Source organism: Vibrio sp. OPT18 (assembly GCF_015163615.1).
GTDB lineage: Bacteria > Pseudomonadota > Gammaproteobacteria > Enterobacterales > Vibrionaceae > Vibrio > Vibrio coralliirubri.
Map to the genome: position 1 here is coordinate 43248 of NZ_JADDYK010000081.1, position 14865 is coordinate 58112.

Annotated in this window: 11 protein-coding genes; 8 read left to right on the plus strand and 3 right to left on the minus strand. The window is 45.9% G+C overall.

Annotation, left to right across the window (positions count from 1 at the left end; all coding sequences use genetic code 11):
* Nucleotides 1-58: 58 nt before the first annotated feature.
* The 3 genes from IQQ51_RS21055 to IQQ51_RS21065 are packed head-to-tail and all read left to right on the plus strand — an operon-like array spanning nt 59 to nt 4099.
* On the plus strand, nt 59-1384 hold the full coding sequence (locus IQQ51_RS21055; RefSeq protein WP_193842041.1) for a cytosine permease: 1326 nt from the start codon (nt 59-61) through the stop codon (nt 1382-1384).
* Between the two features lie 5 nt (nt 1385-1389).
* Nucleotides 1390-2514: a DUF917 domain-containing protein gene (locus IQQ51_RS21060; RefSeq protein WP_193842042.1), complete on the plus strand. Its 1125-nt coding sequence runs from the start codon at nt 1390-1392 to the stop codon at nt 2512-2514.
* 4 nt (nt 2515-2518) lie between these two features.
* A complete protein-coding gene (locus IQQ51_RS21065; protein ID WP_193842043.1) occupies nt 2519-4099 on the plus strand; it encodes a hydantoinase/oxoprolinase N-terminal domain-containing protein in 1581 nt (526 codons plus the stop codon).
* Between the two features lie 150 nt (nt 4100-4249).
* On the opposite strand, the gene torS is transcribed toward IQQ51_RS21065, so the two are convergent.
* Nucleotides 4250-7261: a TMAO reductase system sensor histidine kinase/response regulator TorS gene (gene torS, locus IQQ51_RS21070; protein WP_193842044.1), complete on the minus strand. Its 3012-nt coding sequence runs from the start codon at nt 7259-7261 to the stop codon at nt 4250-4252.
* 92 nt (nt 7262-7353) lie between these two features.
* Here torS and torT point away from each other — a divergent pair, with 92 nt between their 5' ends.
* Entirely contained in the window at nt 7354-8382 is a 1029-nt protein-coding gene (gene torT, locus IQQ51_RS21075) for a TMAO reductase system periplasmic protein TorT (RefSeq protein ID WP_193842045.1), read from the plus strand.
* Nucleotides 8383-8442: 60 nt separating this feature from the next.
* Complete coding sequence (locus IQQ51_RS21080) at nt 8443-8898, plus strand: methylglyoxal synthase (protein ID WP_017064778.1); 456 nt, start codon at nt 8443-8445, stop codon at nt 8896-8898.
* Between the two features lie 121 nt (nt 8899-9019).
* Here the strand turns inward: IQQ51_RS21080 and IQQ51_RS21085 are convergent, their stop codons facing one another.
* Nucleotides 9020-9370: a VOC family protein gene (locus tag IQQ51_RS21085; RefSeq protein ID WP_193842046.1), complete on the minus strand. Its 351-nt coding sequence runs from the start codon at nt 9368-9370 to the stop codon at nt 9020-9022.
* A gap of 87 nt (nt 9371-9457) precedes the next feature.
* The gene (gene helD / locus IQQ51_RS21090) at nt 9458-11533 is read right to left on the minus strand and encodes a DNA helicase IV (RefSeq protein WP_193842047.1); all 2076 of its coding nucleotides are present in this window, start codon (nt 11531-11533) and stop codon (nt 9458-9460) included.
* A 177-nt stretch (nt 11534-11710) separates the two neighbouring features.
* Between helD and yccS the strand changes: the two genes are divergently transcribed.
* The 3 genes from yccS (at nt 11711) to IQQ51_RS21105 (ending at nt 14854) form a co-directional block, all read left to right on the plus strand.
* Nucleotides 11711-13894, plus strand: a complete 2184-nt coding sequence (yccS, locus tag IQQ51_RS21095) for a YccS family putative transporter (RefSeq protein ID WP_193842048.1) — start codon at nt 11711-11713, stop codon at nt 13892-13894.
* Nucleotides 13895-14250: 356 nt separating this feature from the next.
* On the plus strand, nt 14251-14412 hold the full coding sequence (locus tag IQQ51_RS21100; RefSeq protein ID WP_017060892.1) for a hypothetical protein: 162 nt from the start codon (nt 14251-14253) through the stop codon (nt 14410-14412).
* A 121-nt stretch (nt 14413-14533) separates the two neighbouring features.
* Complete coding sequence (locus tag IQQ51_RS21105) at nt 14534-14854, plus strand: hypothetical protein (protein ID WP_050653605.1); 321 nt, start codon at nt 14534-14536, stop codon at nt 14852-14854.
* Nucleotides 14855-14865 lie beyond the last annotated feature (11 nt).

The following is a 14865-nucleotide window of genomic DNA, read 5'->3' on the forward strand; positions in this document are numbered from 1 at the left end:
CATTTATTAACAATAAATACATCAGTATGCTTTATTCACACTTATGGAATAACAATGCATGGATGGCACTATGGCGGCAGAAGCTTACGTGAATAAACCCGAAGCAACACACAGCCACAAAAAGATAGATGACTTCGAATTGGAACCCGTACCCGAGAAGGCCAAACGATCTTGGTGGGTTATCAGCCTTATTTGGTTGGCTATCGGCATCGATATTTCGGGATTGTTTCTCGGCTCGATTCTAAGCAGCGGTATTGGTTTTGAAGACGCACTGCTTGCCACGTTTATTGGTTCAGGCTTATTGGCGATCATCGCTATGCTGTGTGCCAACATTGGCTTTCAAGCCGGCGTCTCTACTCCGCTGGTGAGCAGCGCGGTATTTGGTCGTAACGGCGGTAAAATCCTTGGCTTCATCAACGGCATCTCATTAGTTGGCTGGTTCGCATTCCAGGCTGATTTCTTCGCTTTCATCATGGTCGATGCACTGGCGAAATACGACATCATAATTTCTCACCTCACCGCTCTTATTGGCGGCAGTGTGTTAATGATGATGACGGCTATCTATGGCGTTCGTGCTTTAGGCAAACTCAGTACCTATTCTGTTCCATTAATGGTGACGCTGATTACCATAGGTTTGTTTATGGCTGCTGATTATCAAGGTGGCGCAGCGCCATCGATTGAAAATCCTTTGACGCTTGGCCAAGCCATCTCTTTTGTTATGTCTATCTGGATTTTGGCTGCGGTTGCCGCGCCTGATATTGCTCGCTACGCCAAAACACGTCGTGATGCGATTCTAGGAGCGGGTATCGGTTTCCTAGTCGGCAACAGTGCCATCATTCTTATCGCGTTGATCCTAACCAAAATGACCGGCACCGACGACCTAGTTGAGGTCTTCTTCACCTTAGGTTTAGGCATGGCAGCTATCATCGTGCTGGTGTTTGCTCAATGGACCACCAACAGTAGCAACCTGACCTCTGGCGGCTTATGCATGTCGATGGTTCTACCGAAGATTCCGCGCCCTGTTCTGGTTGTGATCATGACCATCGTCGGTATTGGCATTGCTCAACTCGGCATGGTGAACAAGTTTACCGACTTCTTAATGCTACTTAGCGTAACCATTGCGCCTGCTGCGGGTGTCTACATCGTTCAATATTATTTTTTAGATTCGACAAAAATGAGCTTTGAGAACATCCAACAAGTTCCTGCTTGGATGTTTAAAGGCTTGGCTTCTTGGGCATTTGGTACTGCATTCAGCGCTTGTACCGCACCAGAGTTTTTCAACCTGTTTTCGTTCACCAGCATCTCGGCGTTAGACGGCATTCTTGCCGCTGGTGTGATTTACCTCGCCCTAATGAAGCTTTCTCCTTCAAGTGATAAGGAATAGTAATTGTGATTATTACTGAACAAATGATTGATGATATCGCGCTTGGTGCGACGGTATTAGGTACTGGCGGCGGCGGTGACCCATACAGCGGTGCCTTGATGGCGAAAGTAGCCATTGCAACGGCAAAGCACCCTGTACGCATGATTCCTTTAGAAGACGTGCAAGACGATTGGATGACAGTGCCCTCTTCAATGATTGGCGCACCAACCGTCGCAGTAGAGAAACTTAATTCGAAAGATCAAATGTTGATTGCTTTCGAAGCGATGGAAAAAGCGCTCGGCACTGAAGTGGCGGCAACGTTTCCTATCGAAGTGGGCGGTTTTAATTCGCTGATTCCAATTCTCGTTGCAGCACAAAAGAACATCCCTGTGATCGATTGTGATGCGATGGGACGTGCGTTCCCAGAAGCTCAGATGGTGACCTTCTTTCTTGATGGTCTCCCTTCCGCACCGAACACATTGGCCGATGAGCGTGGCAATGTCGTCACGCTTTACCCAATTGACGGTATTTGGTCTGAAAAGTTTGCGAGGCCAATTACCGAGCAGATGGGCGGCTCTGCAGCAATGTGCGATTACCCAATGAACGGTAAGAACCTAAAACGCAGCGCACTGCCTGCAACACTAACTCAAGCAATGAAGATTGGTGAAGCGATTAGACTGGCGAACGACAACAATCAGAGTGGCACACAGGCCGTGTTAGACATTGTCGGCGGCCATACCATCATCAGTGGCAAGATTGTTGATATTCAACGTGAAACCGATGGTGGCTTTGCAACAGGTGGTGTCGTAATTGAAAAGCTGGCTCAGTTTGAGGATACCGGCGTCGATAACGTGTTTGTGCAGTTCCAAAACGAATTACTTCTCGCGCACAAAGGCACAAGCCGCGCCGACATGAGCCAAGATAACTTACTGGCATCAACACCGGATCTTATTTCGATCTTGGATCATGAAACGGGTAAGCCAATCACAACCGAACAACTTCGTTACGGGCAGCGCATTGACCTTATCGCCTACCCTTGCGACCCAAAATGGCTGACTGACAAAGGCATCGAAGTCGCGGGTCCGGGTTACTTTGGCTACACAGTCGAGTATCAAACCATTGAACAACTAAAGTCTGCATTGAAGAGGTAGTCGCATGACAAACATTACGCTTGATTACTGCCGCCTTGGCATTGACGTAGGTGGCACCAATACCGACGGTGTGCTGCTCGACGCAGACTTGAATGTGATTGCCAAAGTAAAAACCGCAACCACACATGATATTTCAACAGGGATCGACAACGCGATTTCTGCGCTATTAAACCAAGCAAGCATTGATGGTCAGCAAGTGAAACACGCGATGCTTGGCACGACTCAATGCACCAACGCAATCGTTGAACGAAAAGGCTTAGACAGAGTCGGGATGATTCGCTTAGCGCTTCCAAGTGGTGATAGTGTTCCGCCCCTTTGTGGTTGGAGCAAAGCTTGGCAAACTCTGCTTGGGGAGCACTTCTACCAAGCACACGGCGGCTATGAATATGACGGCCAGTTGATTGCCGATATTCAAGAGTCTGAGATCCGCGAGCTTTGCCAGAAAATGAAAGGTCACGTCGATTCGATAGCTATCTGCGGAGTGTTCTCTCCCGTCAATGGCGACCAGGAGCTTCAAGCAGCAGAATGGATTCAACAAGAGCTTCCGGGCGTGAACCTATCGTTATCCCATAAAGTGGGCAGCTTAGGGCTTTTAGAGCGTGAGAACGCCACCATCCTCAATGCGGCTCTGCAAGGTACAGCAAAACGATTCGTTGACGGCTTTTGTAATGCACTCATCAATCATGACATCCACACCACACCTTATTTCGGTCAGAACGACGGCACACTGATGTCGCAACAATTCGCATTGATGTACCCGATTCTCACCGTGGCTTGTGGGCCAACGAACTCAATTCGTGGAGCGAGTCACTTAACGAAGTTAAAAGACGCGATTGTGGTCGATGTGGGCGGTACTACGTCTGATATCGGTGTGCTGACTCACGGTTACCCAAGAGAATCGAGCCTCGCCGTAGAAATCGGCGAAGTGAGAACCAACTTCCGTATGCCTGATATTTTGGCGTTAGCCATTGGTGGTGGTACCAAGGTTCGCTTTGAACAACAGCGTATAGAGCTAGGTCCAGAAAGTGTTGGTCATACCTTAACGCAAACGGCGCGTAGCTTTGGTGGAGATGAACTTACGCTCACCGATATTGCACTCAAAACAGGGCAAATGCAGTGGCAGGCAGAACATCAACTGAGTGATGAGATTGGTGTTTCAGCCGAACAAGCAAGCAAGGTTTATCAACAAATGGTCACGGATGTTGAAGAAGGCATCGATAAAATGAAGACCTCTGCAGCGAGTGTGCCCGTAATCATGGTTGGTGGCGGCAGTGCCCTATTCCCAGATCATTTTGAAGGAGTAAGCCAAGTGGTTCGCCCTGAGCACTTTGAAGTAGCGAATGCCATTGGTGTTGCGCTGGGAGAAATATCAGGCCAGTTCGATAAGATCGTACCGATTGATCCAGCATCACGTGAAGAGACCTTAAAGGGCTTGGAAGCGCAATCAAAGCAACTGGCGATTGAAGCTGGCGCATGCAGCGATAATGTCGCGATCATTGAACGAAGCGAGGTTCCATTAAGCTACCTACAGGGCAATATGGTTCACGTTAAGATCAAAGCTGCAGGGCATATCAAGATGATTTAAAGTGAATCAACGAAAATTGTATTTAACCAAGTCCTATAACTAAAAAGCAGCCAATTTTTTCATAAAAAATGAAGAAATTGGCTGCTTTTTATGTTGTTACTTTTGGTTTCTAGCTCACGATACGTTTCTGTCGCAACCTAAGGCTTGTTTTTATAACTCCTCTTGCAACGCCTCAAGTGACTCTTGAACCAACTTCGACAACTCGCTATCTTTGCCTCGGTATTCACCTAATGGATCGCTGCTCGCCTCTATAACTTGGCAAGCATTGAAAAGTTGCAACAAACCTAAACTGCCCGCGGAACCTTTCAGTTTATGAGCGAGAGATTTTACCTCACGTCCATTGTTCGAATCACTCGCTTCGACCATTTCGCTTAAAGTGACGCGGCTACTCTCTTCAAATAGTCCCACAATCTGCTTCATCTTTTCTAAGCCAAGAATGGACAAGTCACCTTTGATGACATTGGAATCAATCAATTTCACAGGAGTCTCTCCTTCGTCTTCAGTTTGCGAAGCTTTGATGGCTAGTTCAGAGACGACGCTCGCCATCTGAGATGAGTACAACTCGTTGCCTTTATTACGTTGAGGCTTGCTGTTTTGACTGCATATAGAATCGTTAGGATCAGGTTGTGGCAGTAGCAAAGTCTTGCCATCAAGCTGGGTCACAATGAGTTGAGCAAGTGCCTCTTTCTCTAACGGCTTAGGTAAGAAGCCATCAAAGCCAGACGACAAGTAGCTTTCCACTTCTTCGTTAAACACATGAGCCGATACTGCGATCATTGGAGGTACTTTTCGAATTACGTCTTCTTCACTTTCATACTGAAGCGCATCGTCTTTGAGTTGTTGAATTAACTCGACGCCATCGCAGTCCGGTAAGTTAATGTCCACCAGCGCAATATCAAACTCTTGCTCACTGAATATGGCTCTCGCTTCTTGTCCGGTTGTCGCGATCACAACCTCGTGTCCTAGGTTATGCAAAAAGCCTTCAGCAACGATGCAGTTTACGGGGTTATCTTCAATCAGAAGTACTTTAGCTCGAATACACGCTTCAATGACCGGTACTTTCGTTTCAATCTTCTCACCGGCTTCAAGTGGCAGTGAGAACCAGAACTGACTACCCTCGCCTTCTTCAGAATGAACGCCAATGTCCCCGTTCATTGCCAACATGATGCTTTTACTGATCGCTAATCCAAGCCCTGTGCCGCCGGTTTTGTTGCGACCGCTATCGGTTTGGGTAAAGGCATCAAACAGGCAAGCTTGTTCGCTAGCGTCAATGCCGACACCGGTATCTGACACTTCAAACATCACTCGATTTTCATCTTCGATATCTAAACTGATAAAGATATCGACCGAGCCACTTTCCGTAAACTTAATCGCGTTGCCGACCAAGTTATTCAAGATTTGGCTGATTCGCGTTACGTCACCACGCCAATAGCGTTGCACATCACTTTCAATATGGAAATCAAAATTGAGCTTCTTCTCAGCGGCGCGCCCTTCCATCAATTGGTAGGTATCTTGAACCATCTGATGAAGATCAAACGAAGCTGTGCGGATTTCCAGATGCCCCGCTTCAATCTTTGAGTAATCCAACACGTCATTCAAAATCGCGAGTAGATTCTTACCGCTGCGGTTAATGATGTCTGCATAGCCGGATTGCAGCGGGTCTAGCCCGGTATCTTTGAGCAATCTTGCGGTACCTAACACACCGTTCATCGGCGTTCGTATTTCATGACTCATCGTCGCAAGAAAAGCGGATTTCGCTCGGCTTGCCTGTTCTGCGGCGTTACGAGCCTTAGCGTGGTTCCCTACCTCGATGTTCAGCTTTTCATTGGTCTTTTGCAGCTGATAGGTTCGGTCTGTGACCAACTCTTCTAAGTGCTCCTTGTGCTCTTCAAGTTCGCGTTTCGCCTTTGCTTCACCCACCGCGACCACTTGTAGCGCCTGCGCGGTGTTTCTGGCAGTGATGATCGCCTCGCCCATATGAGCCAGCTCATCATTACCCTTTACTGATATATCAATATTCAGGCGACCTTGTGCGATAGACATCAAGGCCGATGAGTATTCAGTAAGACGTTTCACGACCGAGATATACACCACTCGCCACACGATAAATGCGACGATAACCAAACCAATAACCGAAATCACAGACAGCGACCATTGAGCCAAATTCAACGTGCTGGTCAGCTCATCAACCGCTTTTTTGGTGCTTCGGTTTGAATCATCAACCAGTTGGTTAACCGTTGTATTCAGCTGAGAGAACAGCTCCAACGTATTTTGCATCAGAAACTCTGACTTTTTGGTGTTCTCATATTGTTCTAATGAAATATCGAACACGACTTGGCGTTTTCTGAGCTCTTCTAGAAGCTGAGACATCTGCGCTGAACGAGTAGGATCTTCGACCGCTTTAACGCGGCGCGCCATGATTCTTAGGTTGGATTCAAATTCAGATTGGATTTGATGAATACGCTCTACGTTGGTAACAGTTTGCGTTTCTTCAATTTGGTTAAGCATTTTGAACGCCAGCAAATGCAATTCGTGTAGGCGCTCAGACAAATCAAGATCAACCTCAACAAGCGCATCTAGGGCTTGGTAGGCTTTATCCGTTTCTTTGGTTTCTAGCAGGTCATAGATATGCGTGACGTTAGCAACCGCAATGGTAGCCGTGTTCAAAACTTGGGTTCGCGTCAGCTGTTCTAGCTCTTCGGCCAATAGGCGCATTTCTTCGACACGAGACGACAACTCTTTGCTTAACCAAAGCTTACGCTCAACCGACACACCCAGCTCAGCCAGTGTGTTAATAACGCTTTGAACATTGTTTTCGAGTTTATTGAGAAGCTGGGAATCGAAACTGTCGACGCCAAGATCTTTGATATGTTGAAGAAGCGACTCAAGTTGGTCAAACAGTACGGTGCCAGCTTCTTTTCGTTCGGCCTCGTTTCTCGCATTAGAAAGCGTTTGTACTGACGAAATAATACGGTTACTCAACTCAGAAACCTGACGAGCTTCGATCATGGCAGGAAGCGCCGAATCAACGACGTTTCTTTCCGTTTTTGCTACAAAGCTAAAACCAGAAACACCAATCAATGCAGACAATAGAACCAACAGTGCCATCACTAAGAATGAGGCCAGCAGCTTGCGTCCAATACTCGCTGAAGCTAACAACATAAACTCTAAACCTTAAAACGTTCTTCTTTACCCATGCAGAATACGCTATATTTTGCAGTGTTTCTTATCTAAAACCAATAAAACGGCAATTCATGCTATCTAGACCTTTCGCTTCAATAATTCTTCTCTCACTACTGGCCTCAGTGACTACTGTCGCAGGTGCTAGCGAGCCTTTGAGCCCAATAAAACCCGCCGATGCCACATCGCAAAAAGAGAAAATTTGTGCCATTTATCCACACCTCAAAGACTCTTATTGGTTGTCAGTAAACTATGGAATGATCTCTGAAGCAGAAAAGCAGCAAGTGGAGCTAAGAGTTTTGGAAGCTGGCGGTTACCCCAACGTAGCCAAACAAGCCTCGCAACTGGTGCTTTGCACACAATGGGGAGCCGATGCGATTATTTTAGGTACCGTTTCACCCGATGCGTACCATGACAATCTCAGCGACTGGGTTGGCTCGACGCCTGTATTTGCTACGGTGAATGAGTTAACCGTCAATGAAGAACAACAGAAGGTACTGAAAGGCACAGTCGGTGTCGACTGGTATCAAATGGGCTACCAAGTCGGAGAGTTTTTGTCGAAACGACACCCGAAAGGATCAGGCGAAACACCTATCGCCCTGTTACTTGGCCCGCAAGCGAGTGGCGGCACTAAGCCTGTAGCACTGGGGTTTTATGATGCGATCAAGTCGAGTGATATCAAAATAGCGATCAGCTATTGGGCAGATAACGATAAAGAACTGCAAAGAAATCTAGTACAACAGGTGATAGAAGAACCTGATATCCAATATATAGTCGGAAGTGCCGTCGCGATTGAAGCAGCGATCAGTGAGCTACGAGCGGCCGATAAAACCGAAGAGATTGGGTTAATTTCAAGTTACCTAAGTCACGGAACCTACCGTGGTTTACTTCGCAACAAGGTACTTTTTGCGCCAACAGATAAAATGGTTGAGCAAGGTCGCTTGTCGGTAAAACAAGCCACGAGTTACTTACGCGGTCAACCTTACGAGCAACACAGCGCACCGATTATCGAAGCGCTGACACCAGCAACACTCAAAGATCAAATTATCGCCGACTCATTGTCACCTTCTGAGTTTCGTCCGGTATTCAGTGTGAATCCTTAGTGCTATATTGGCTGAAGAACTCAAAACAATAAAAACGAAACAACTATTTAGGGAACATTCATGCAAAAAACAACGCGCACTATGCCAACACACAAGCATATCGCTTTGGTCGCTCATGACCACTTCAAACCTGAGCTACTAAGATGGGTCAAAGAGAACAAAGAAAAACTACAAAAGCACTTCCTTTACGCAACGGGCACGACTGGTTCTCTACTAAGTAAAGAGACAGGCCTAGCAATCAAGAGCATGATCAGCGGCCCAATGGGCGGTGACCAACAACTTGGCGCGCTTATCTCTGAAGGCAAAATCGATATGCTGATTTTCTTCTGGGATCCACTTAATGCTGTACCACACGACCCAGACGTAAAAGCACTGCTTCGTATCGCAAGTGTTTGGAACATTCCTGTGGCAACTAACCGCGCTACCGCTAACTTCCTGTTTAACTCTTCACTGCTTGAAGAAGAAGTAATCATCGAAATCCCAGACTACGAAGCGTATCTAGCAGAGCGCACGTAATCGCACGTTATATGTGTTCTCTACTGAACAGACTAAAAAGCCTGCATTTTATCGCAGGCTTTTTTATGTCTAGTTTTCAGGCGTTAAACAGTTCAATCCTAAAACAGTGCAGTGAGTCTCTCTACTTGTCACTCCACACTGCCATCTCGTTGCCACTTGGCTCTCTGAAATGGAAACGTCTGCCGCCGGGAAAGCTAAAGATCTCACGGTTTATCTGACCACCAGCATCAATTACATCGCGCTCGGTTTGCTCAAGATCTTGGCTATAAAAAACCATCAGCGCCGCGCCGTTATCCGTATCCGACGCCAGATCCGCCAAATAGAAGCCACCCATTAAGCCTTTGCCTTCAAAAGCAGAATACTCAGGGCCATAGTCTTCAAAGCTCCAACCAAACACTTGGCTGAAAAACGCCTTAGTTGCAGCGATGTCTTTCGCAGCAAATTCAATGTAGTTAATAGAGCCGTGTTCCATAGCAAACTCCTTATGCTTTATGCGTCTGCCTTGTGATATTAAGGCAGGGCTTGAAGATCTAATCTTAGACAATCACGTCAAGTAACATCACTTTTTACGAACAACGGGGTAATCAGAACCATGCAGCTCTTGCACAAAACCAGACCCGTCACCACTGTGCGTGATCCATACTTTCTCTTTTGCTCGCGTCATTGCTACATAGAACAAACGACGCTCTTCTGCATAAGGGAACGCGTCTGATGATTCAGTCAATGCGCCATCAATATGCAGCTGTTTCTTCTTGGTCGGGAACTGTCCTTCGTCAACACAAAGAATAATGACAAAGTCCGCCTCTTTACCTTTACTTCCGTGGCAAGTCATGAACTTGATATCAATGGAATTGAAGATCTTCTTCCAGTCTTCCAACAACTCTGGCTTGTGGTAATGATTACGTCCAAGTAGCAGCACCGATTTATTGGTTTTGCCTTTAGATTGGCGGTTCAATTGGTCGAGGATCTTCTCAACTTCTTTGCTTGGCGCACTGTACACCGCCTTCTGCTTCTGTTGCTTGAAGCTGTTCAGTTCTTTCGGAATCTGAATTGGGTTTTCTTGTACAAAGCGATTAGCCACCGCACCTAACTGATTGTTAAAACGGTAAGTCGTATCTAGGTGATGAATGGTCGAGCTTTCAAAGCGATCCTTAAAGCCCGTGGTCAAATCCACATCCGCACCCGCAAACTGGTAAATCGACTGCCAGTCATCACCTACTGCAAAAATAGAGGCTTGATGCTCGGCTTTAGACTGATTACAAAGTGCTTCAACCAAAGCAAGACGATCTGGCGAGATGTCTTGATACTCATCGATCATGATGAACTTCCAAGGCGAGATAAACTTGCCCTTCTCGACATACTGAGTCGCTCGGCTGATCATGATTGAGAAGTCGATATGATTTTGTTCTTTCAATTCCTTTTGCCACGCGGTTACACATGGCCAACACAGTGACAGTTCGCTGTTGAGGCGCGTATAGTCTCGATGATCAATCAGCTGTTGCTGTACTTCTTTTTTCGTTAAACCCGACGCATTCAACTGTTCAAGCTGCTTTTCAAGCCAACCGATCAATTTGAGGTTTGAAACATGGCTACCAAGCTCATCGTCACCGGTTAAATAAGCGATTGGCCATTTAGACAAATGCTTTTGCCAACGTTTAAAGTTGGTCGGTGTCATCCAGTGCTTCTTCAACCAATCAATGCACCATGCTTGGCGTTGGTTGTCATCGAGCGCTAAAGGAGAAATAACCACACGTTCGGGTTCAACTTGATTCAGTATCTTTAAACCCAACTGGTGGAAAGTGCTGACTTGCACCTTCTCTGCTGATAAACCAATTTTGCTGTCGAGACGTTGCTTCATCTCTTCCGCCGCTTCTCGACCAAAGGCAAGCAATAACAACTCTTCAGCTTGAGCTTGATGGCTTTGCAGTAAATACGCGACATGAGCCGTTAGAACGCTGGTTTTACCCGAGCCTGCACCCGCTAAAATAAGGTTGTGATCATCATTCATCAACACCGCATATTGCTGCGATAAGTTCAGTGGTGACGACTCACATTGCGCAAACAACACTTCCCAGTTTTTTCGCTCGGTTTCTAGCCATTGCTGGTTTCTTTCAGCTTGCTTGATCTCCGTTTCAGATAACCATGGCTGCATTCTTGCGATGCGATTTGGCATGCGCTGCGCGGCCTCTTCTAGCGTCATCGTCATACTCTCTAGGCCTGTGTTGACCATATCAACCCAAGTATTGACCTTAGAATGCGGTAGAAAAGCAGGGAGTTGCTCAAGACGTGTTAATTCAGCTTCCCATTGAGGTACGTGTTCAGCCAATTGTTCACATTGAGTGTCGTGCCACTTCTGATAAGCGGTAACTGAGGCGCGTGCAAATTGACGACATTGCTCCCAAGGTAAGCCTTGTACTAACCAACTGCGCTGTGTTCCATCTTGTTGATTAGCAAAAAATTGTAGCGATCCCCAAAACAATCCGCGCTTTATCGCGATCTTGCCACTCCAAATAGTAAATGGGATACGCTCTTCACTGCCTACTGAAGATAACAGCAAGCGTGGACCATCAAGTTCAACCTGATGATATTCATTTTGAATAAAAAACTGTGCAGTCTTGTTAGCGCTTAGCTGCATTGGAGTGTGCTCTTAATTGGGAATATTGAATTTATATCATGATGCAATGAGAATTAATAATATCTCATATCTTATCGACGCTTTCATGACCACCTACGGGCAATTATGGATAAGTATCAAATTCTTGTGCTTGATTTCTGTTAGGATTATGGTTTTTAGTGTGTCAAGTGAGCGACTGTGGACTTCTCAGCCAAATTACGCCTCTATTGGGCGAATAAAACCATAAATTACAGCATATTAATTCTCATCACTCTGCTCGGTGTGGTGGTGCCTGCTTGGTATTATGGACAAAACACACTGATCACGCCTTTGATCTTAGGCGTTATTGCTGCGGCTCTTGCGGAAAGTGATGACAGCTTTACCGGACGCTTGAAAGCACTCACGCTGACCTTTATCTGTTTCGCCGTTGCGGCTTTCTCTATTGAACTTCTCTTCGATACGCCTTGGCTGTTCGCGATCGGGCTTTTTGTTTCAACCTTCTCTTTTATCATTCTCGGGGCAATTGGCCCTAAATACGCGAGTATCGCGTTTGGTTCTCTCTTGGTTGCCATCTATACCATGCTTGGTGCACACGAGAGCACCAACCTTTGGTTTCAACCGCTTCTACTGTTAACTGGCGCCGCTTGGTACTACTTCATGTCGATGATTTGGCAGATAGTGTGGCCAATGCAACCCGTGCAGCAAAACTTAGCCACGGTATTCGATCAAATCGGTAATTACATCGATTCAAAAGCGGAACTCTTCTACCCCGTTTCAGACTTGATTCCCCAACCACACCGAATCATTGAAGCCAAACTCAATGCGAGTACCGTTAACGCACTCAACATGTGCAAAGCAACACTACTCAACCGCTCTAAGCGCGGACACATTGACGGCCCTAGTGACCGATTTCTTAACACCTACTTCATCGCACAAGATATTCATGAACGCGTAAGCTCTAGCCACTATCGTTATCAAGAGCTAGCAAAACACTTTGAACGCTCTGACGTGTTGTTTCGATTTAAGTATCTACTGGAAGCGCAGGCAACAGCTTGTAAAGAAGTGGCGAGCTCATTGAAAGTTGGCGCTGAATACCAGCATGGTGACAAGTCTGTACTGGCACTCGATGAGCTGATGTCTTCGCTTAATCATCTGCACCAACAGAACAACCCAGAGTGGAAATCACTGCTGAACCAGTTGGATTACTTATTCAATAACCTAGCAACCGTTGAAAAACAGCTTTCGAATATCAGCAACCCAGATGCAGAGAAGATTGAAGAAGGTGTATTGGACGATACCAATCCTCATACTTTGACGGCAATGTGGCACAAGATCAAAGCTAACTTGCACACCGATTCAATGCTATTCCGCCACGCGATTCGCATGGCGATCACTTTGACGCTAGGCTACGGGATTATCCAAGGTTTTGATATCGAACGAGGTTATTGGATTCTACTGACGACACTGTTTGTGTGTCAGCCGAACTACAGTGCAACACGTCAAAAACTGACGGCGCGTGTCATTGGCACGGTCGCAGGCTTATTGATCGGAGTTCCGTTACTGACCTTCTTCCCGTCACAAGAGAGCCAATTGGTGTTCATTGTGATCAGTGGCGTGATGTTCTTTGCGTTTCGAATCAATAACTATGGGTTTGCGACCGGCTTTATCACTCTGCTTGTGCTCTTCTGCTTTAACCAATTAGGTGAAGGCTACGCGGTAGTATTGCCAAGGTTAGCGGATACCTTTATTGGTTGTGCCCTCGCCGTGCTTGCTGTCATTTATGTGTTGCCTGATTGGCAATCGAAGCGACTGCACAAAGTGATGGCGGATGCGCTCGATTCCAATAAGAACTATCTCGCTCAGATCATCGGCCAATACCGTGTTGGTAAGAAAGATAGCCTTAACTATCGTATCGCTCGACGTAGTGCGCATAATAATGATGCAAACCTGACTGCCGCCATCAGTAGCATGTTGGTTGAACCGGGTAAGTACCGTACCTCTGAAGATGAGAGCTTCCGATTCTTAACACTCAATCATGCTCTACTTAGCTATATCTCGGCTCTGGGTGCTCACAGAACGCGTATTGATGATGAAGCGACACACAAACTGGTGCTAGATGCGCACAGAGTAATCCACCAGCATCTCGACGCTCTAAATGATCAACTCTATTCTCATAAAGAGCATTGTGAAGTGAAAAACGCTTATGACCCTGAGTTGGATAAACGTTTGAGTGAATGGCGGGAAGAAGATGAGAATTCTGTCAAAATGGTTCTACAACAGCTCCATTTGATCTATCGAATGCTTCCAGAACTGCATACCTTAGCGACCAAGTTTGCCGTTAAGGTTAAGATCGACAAGCCGTTTGAAACGGAAGCTTCTTGAGCAACAAACAAAATACTGTAAAAACAAAAAGATAACGCCAATTGCTCATCTTTTGATCATCACAAATATTTATATATTGCTTTACCCATACCCCTAATTGAGTAGAGCAATTACTTACCTACCCCTGTGCCACAAGGGTTTCAGGCGTTTTTACATTGTAGGAATTTTCTGACTTTGATTGACCAAGCCTTAACTTTGCCTAACATTTCTCGGACAAAAAACGACCACAGAAATTTATAGTTGTCTTAGTTTCAGGAAACTTCAAACCTCATTTAATATTTACTTAATCTTGTTTGATTTCCTGTATCAGTAGGCTATGCTCAATAGAGCATATGTATTTGAACTAAGGTCACAATATGAATACACAGCAATTTGAAGCATTTAAGCAGCAAATACAGCTTCTTAGCCCACAACAATTAAAAGCACTTCAGGGTGAGATCGACGGCAACCTTGAAACAGAGAAGCCTTCTTTGCTTACTGATGAAGAGTTAAACGCGCTAAATGACCTGTTCAGTTAATAGACAGACATCACTATTTTAGCCTAAGTTCACATTTTCACCGTCAATTTCATCTGTTCACCATTGCGCTCAAAATATCGTCCGCCTAGACTCATTTCATACGTCAATAAAAGGTTCTGATATGTCGATATCTGGTATTCAATCTGGTTACGCCATTATTCAGCAGTCTACTAACATGGCTGAAGAAGCCGCAATCGAGCTCAACCAAGCCTCCAAACACGCTCTAGAATCCGACGACACTTTCCAAGCTAGCGATCTCAGCTTTAATCAAATAGGGCCTGAACAATCCATTTCCTTTAAAGACAAAGAACCTGAACCTGCTTCATCTCCAACCGATTCCTTGATTAAACTGACACAAAGCGCAAGTTATAACCGCGTTGGTGCAAGTGTGGTTGATCGTCAAAACGAAGCCATCGGTAGCCTTCTCGACATTCATATCTAAATTTCGCTCAA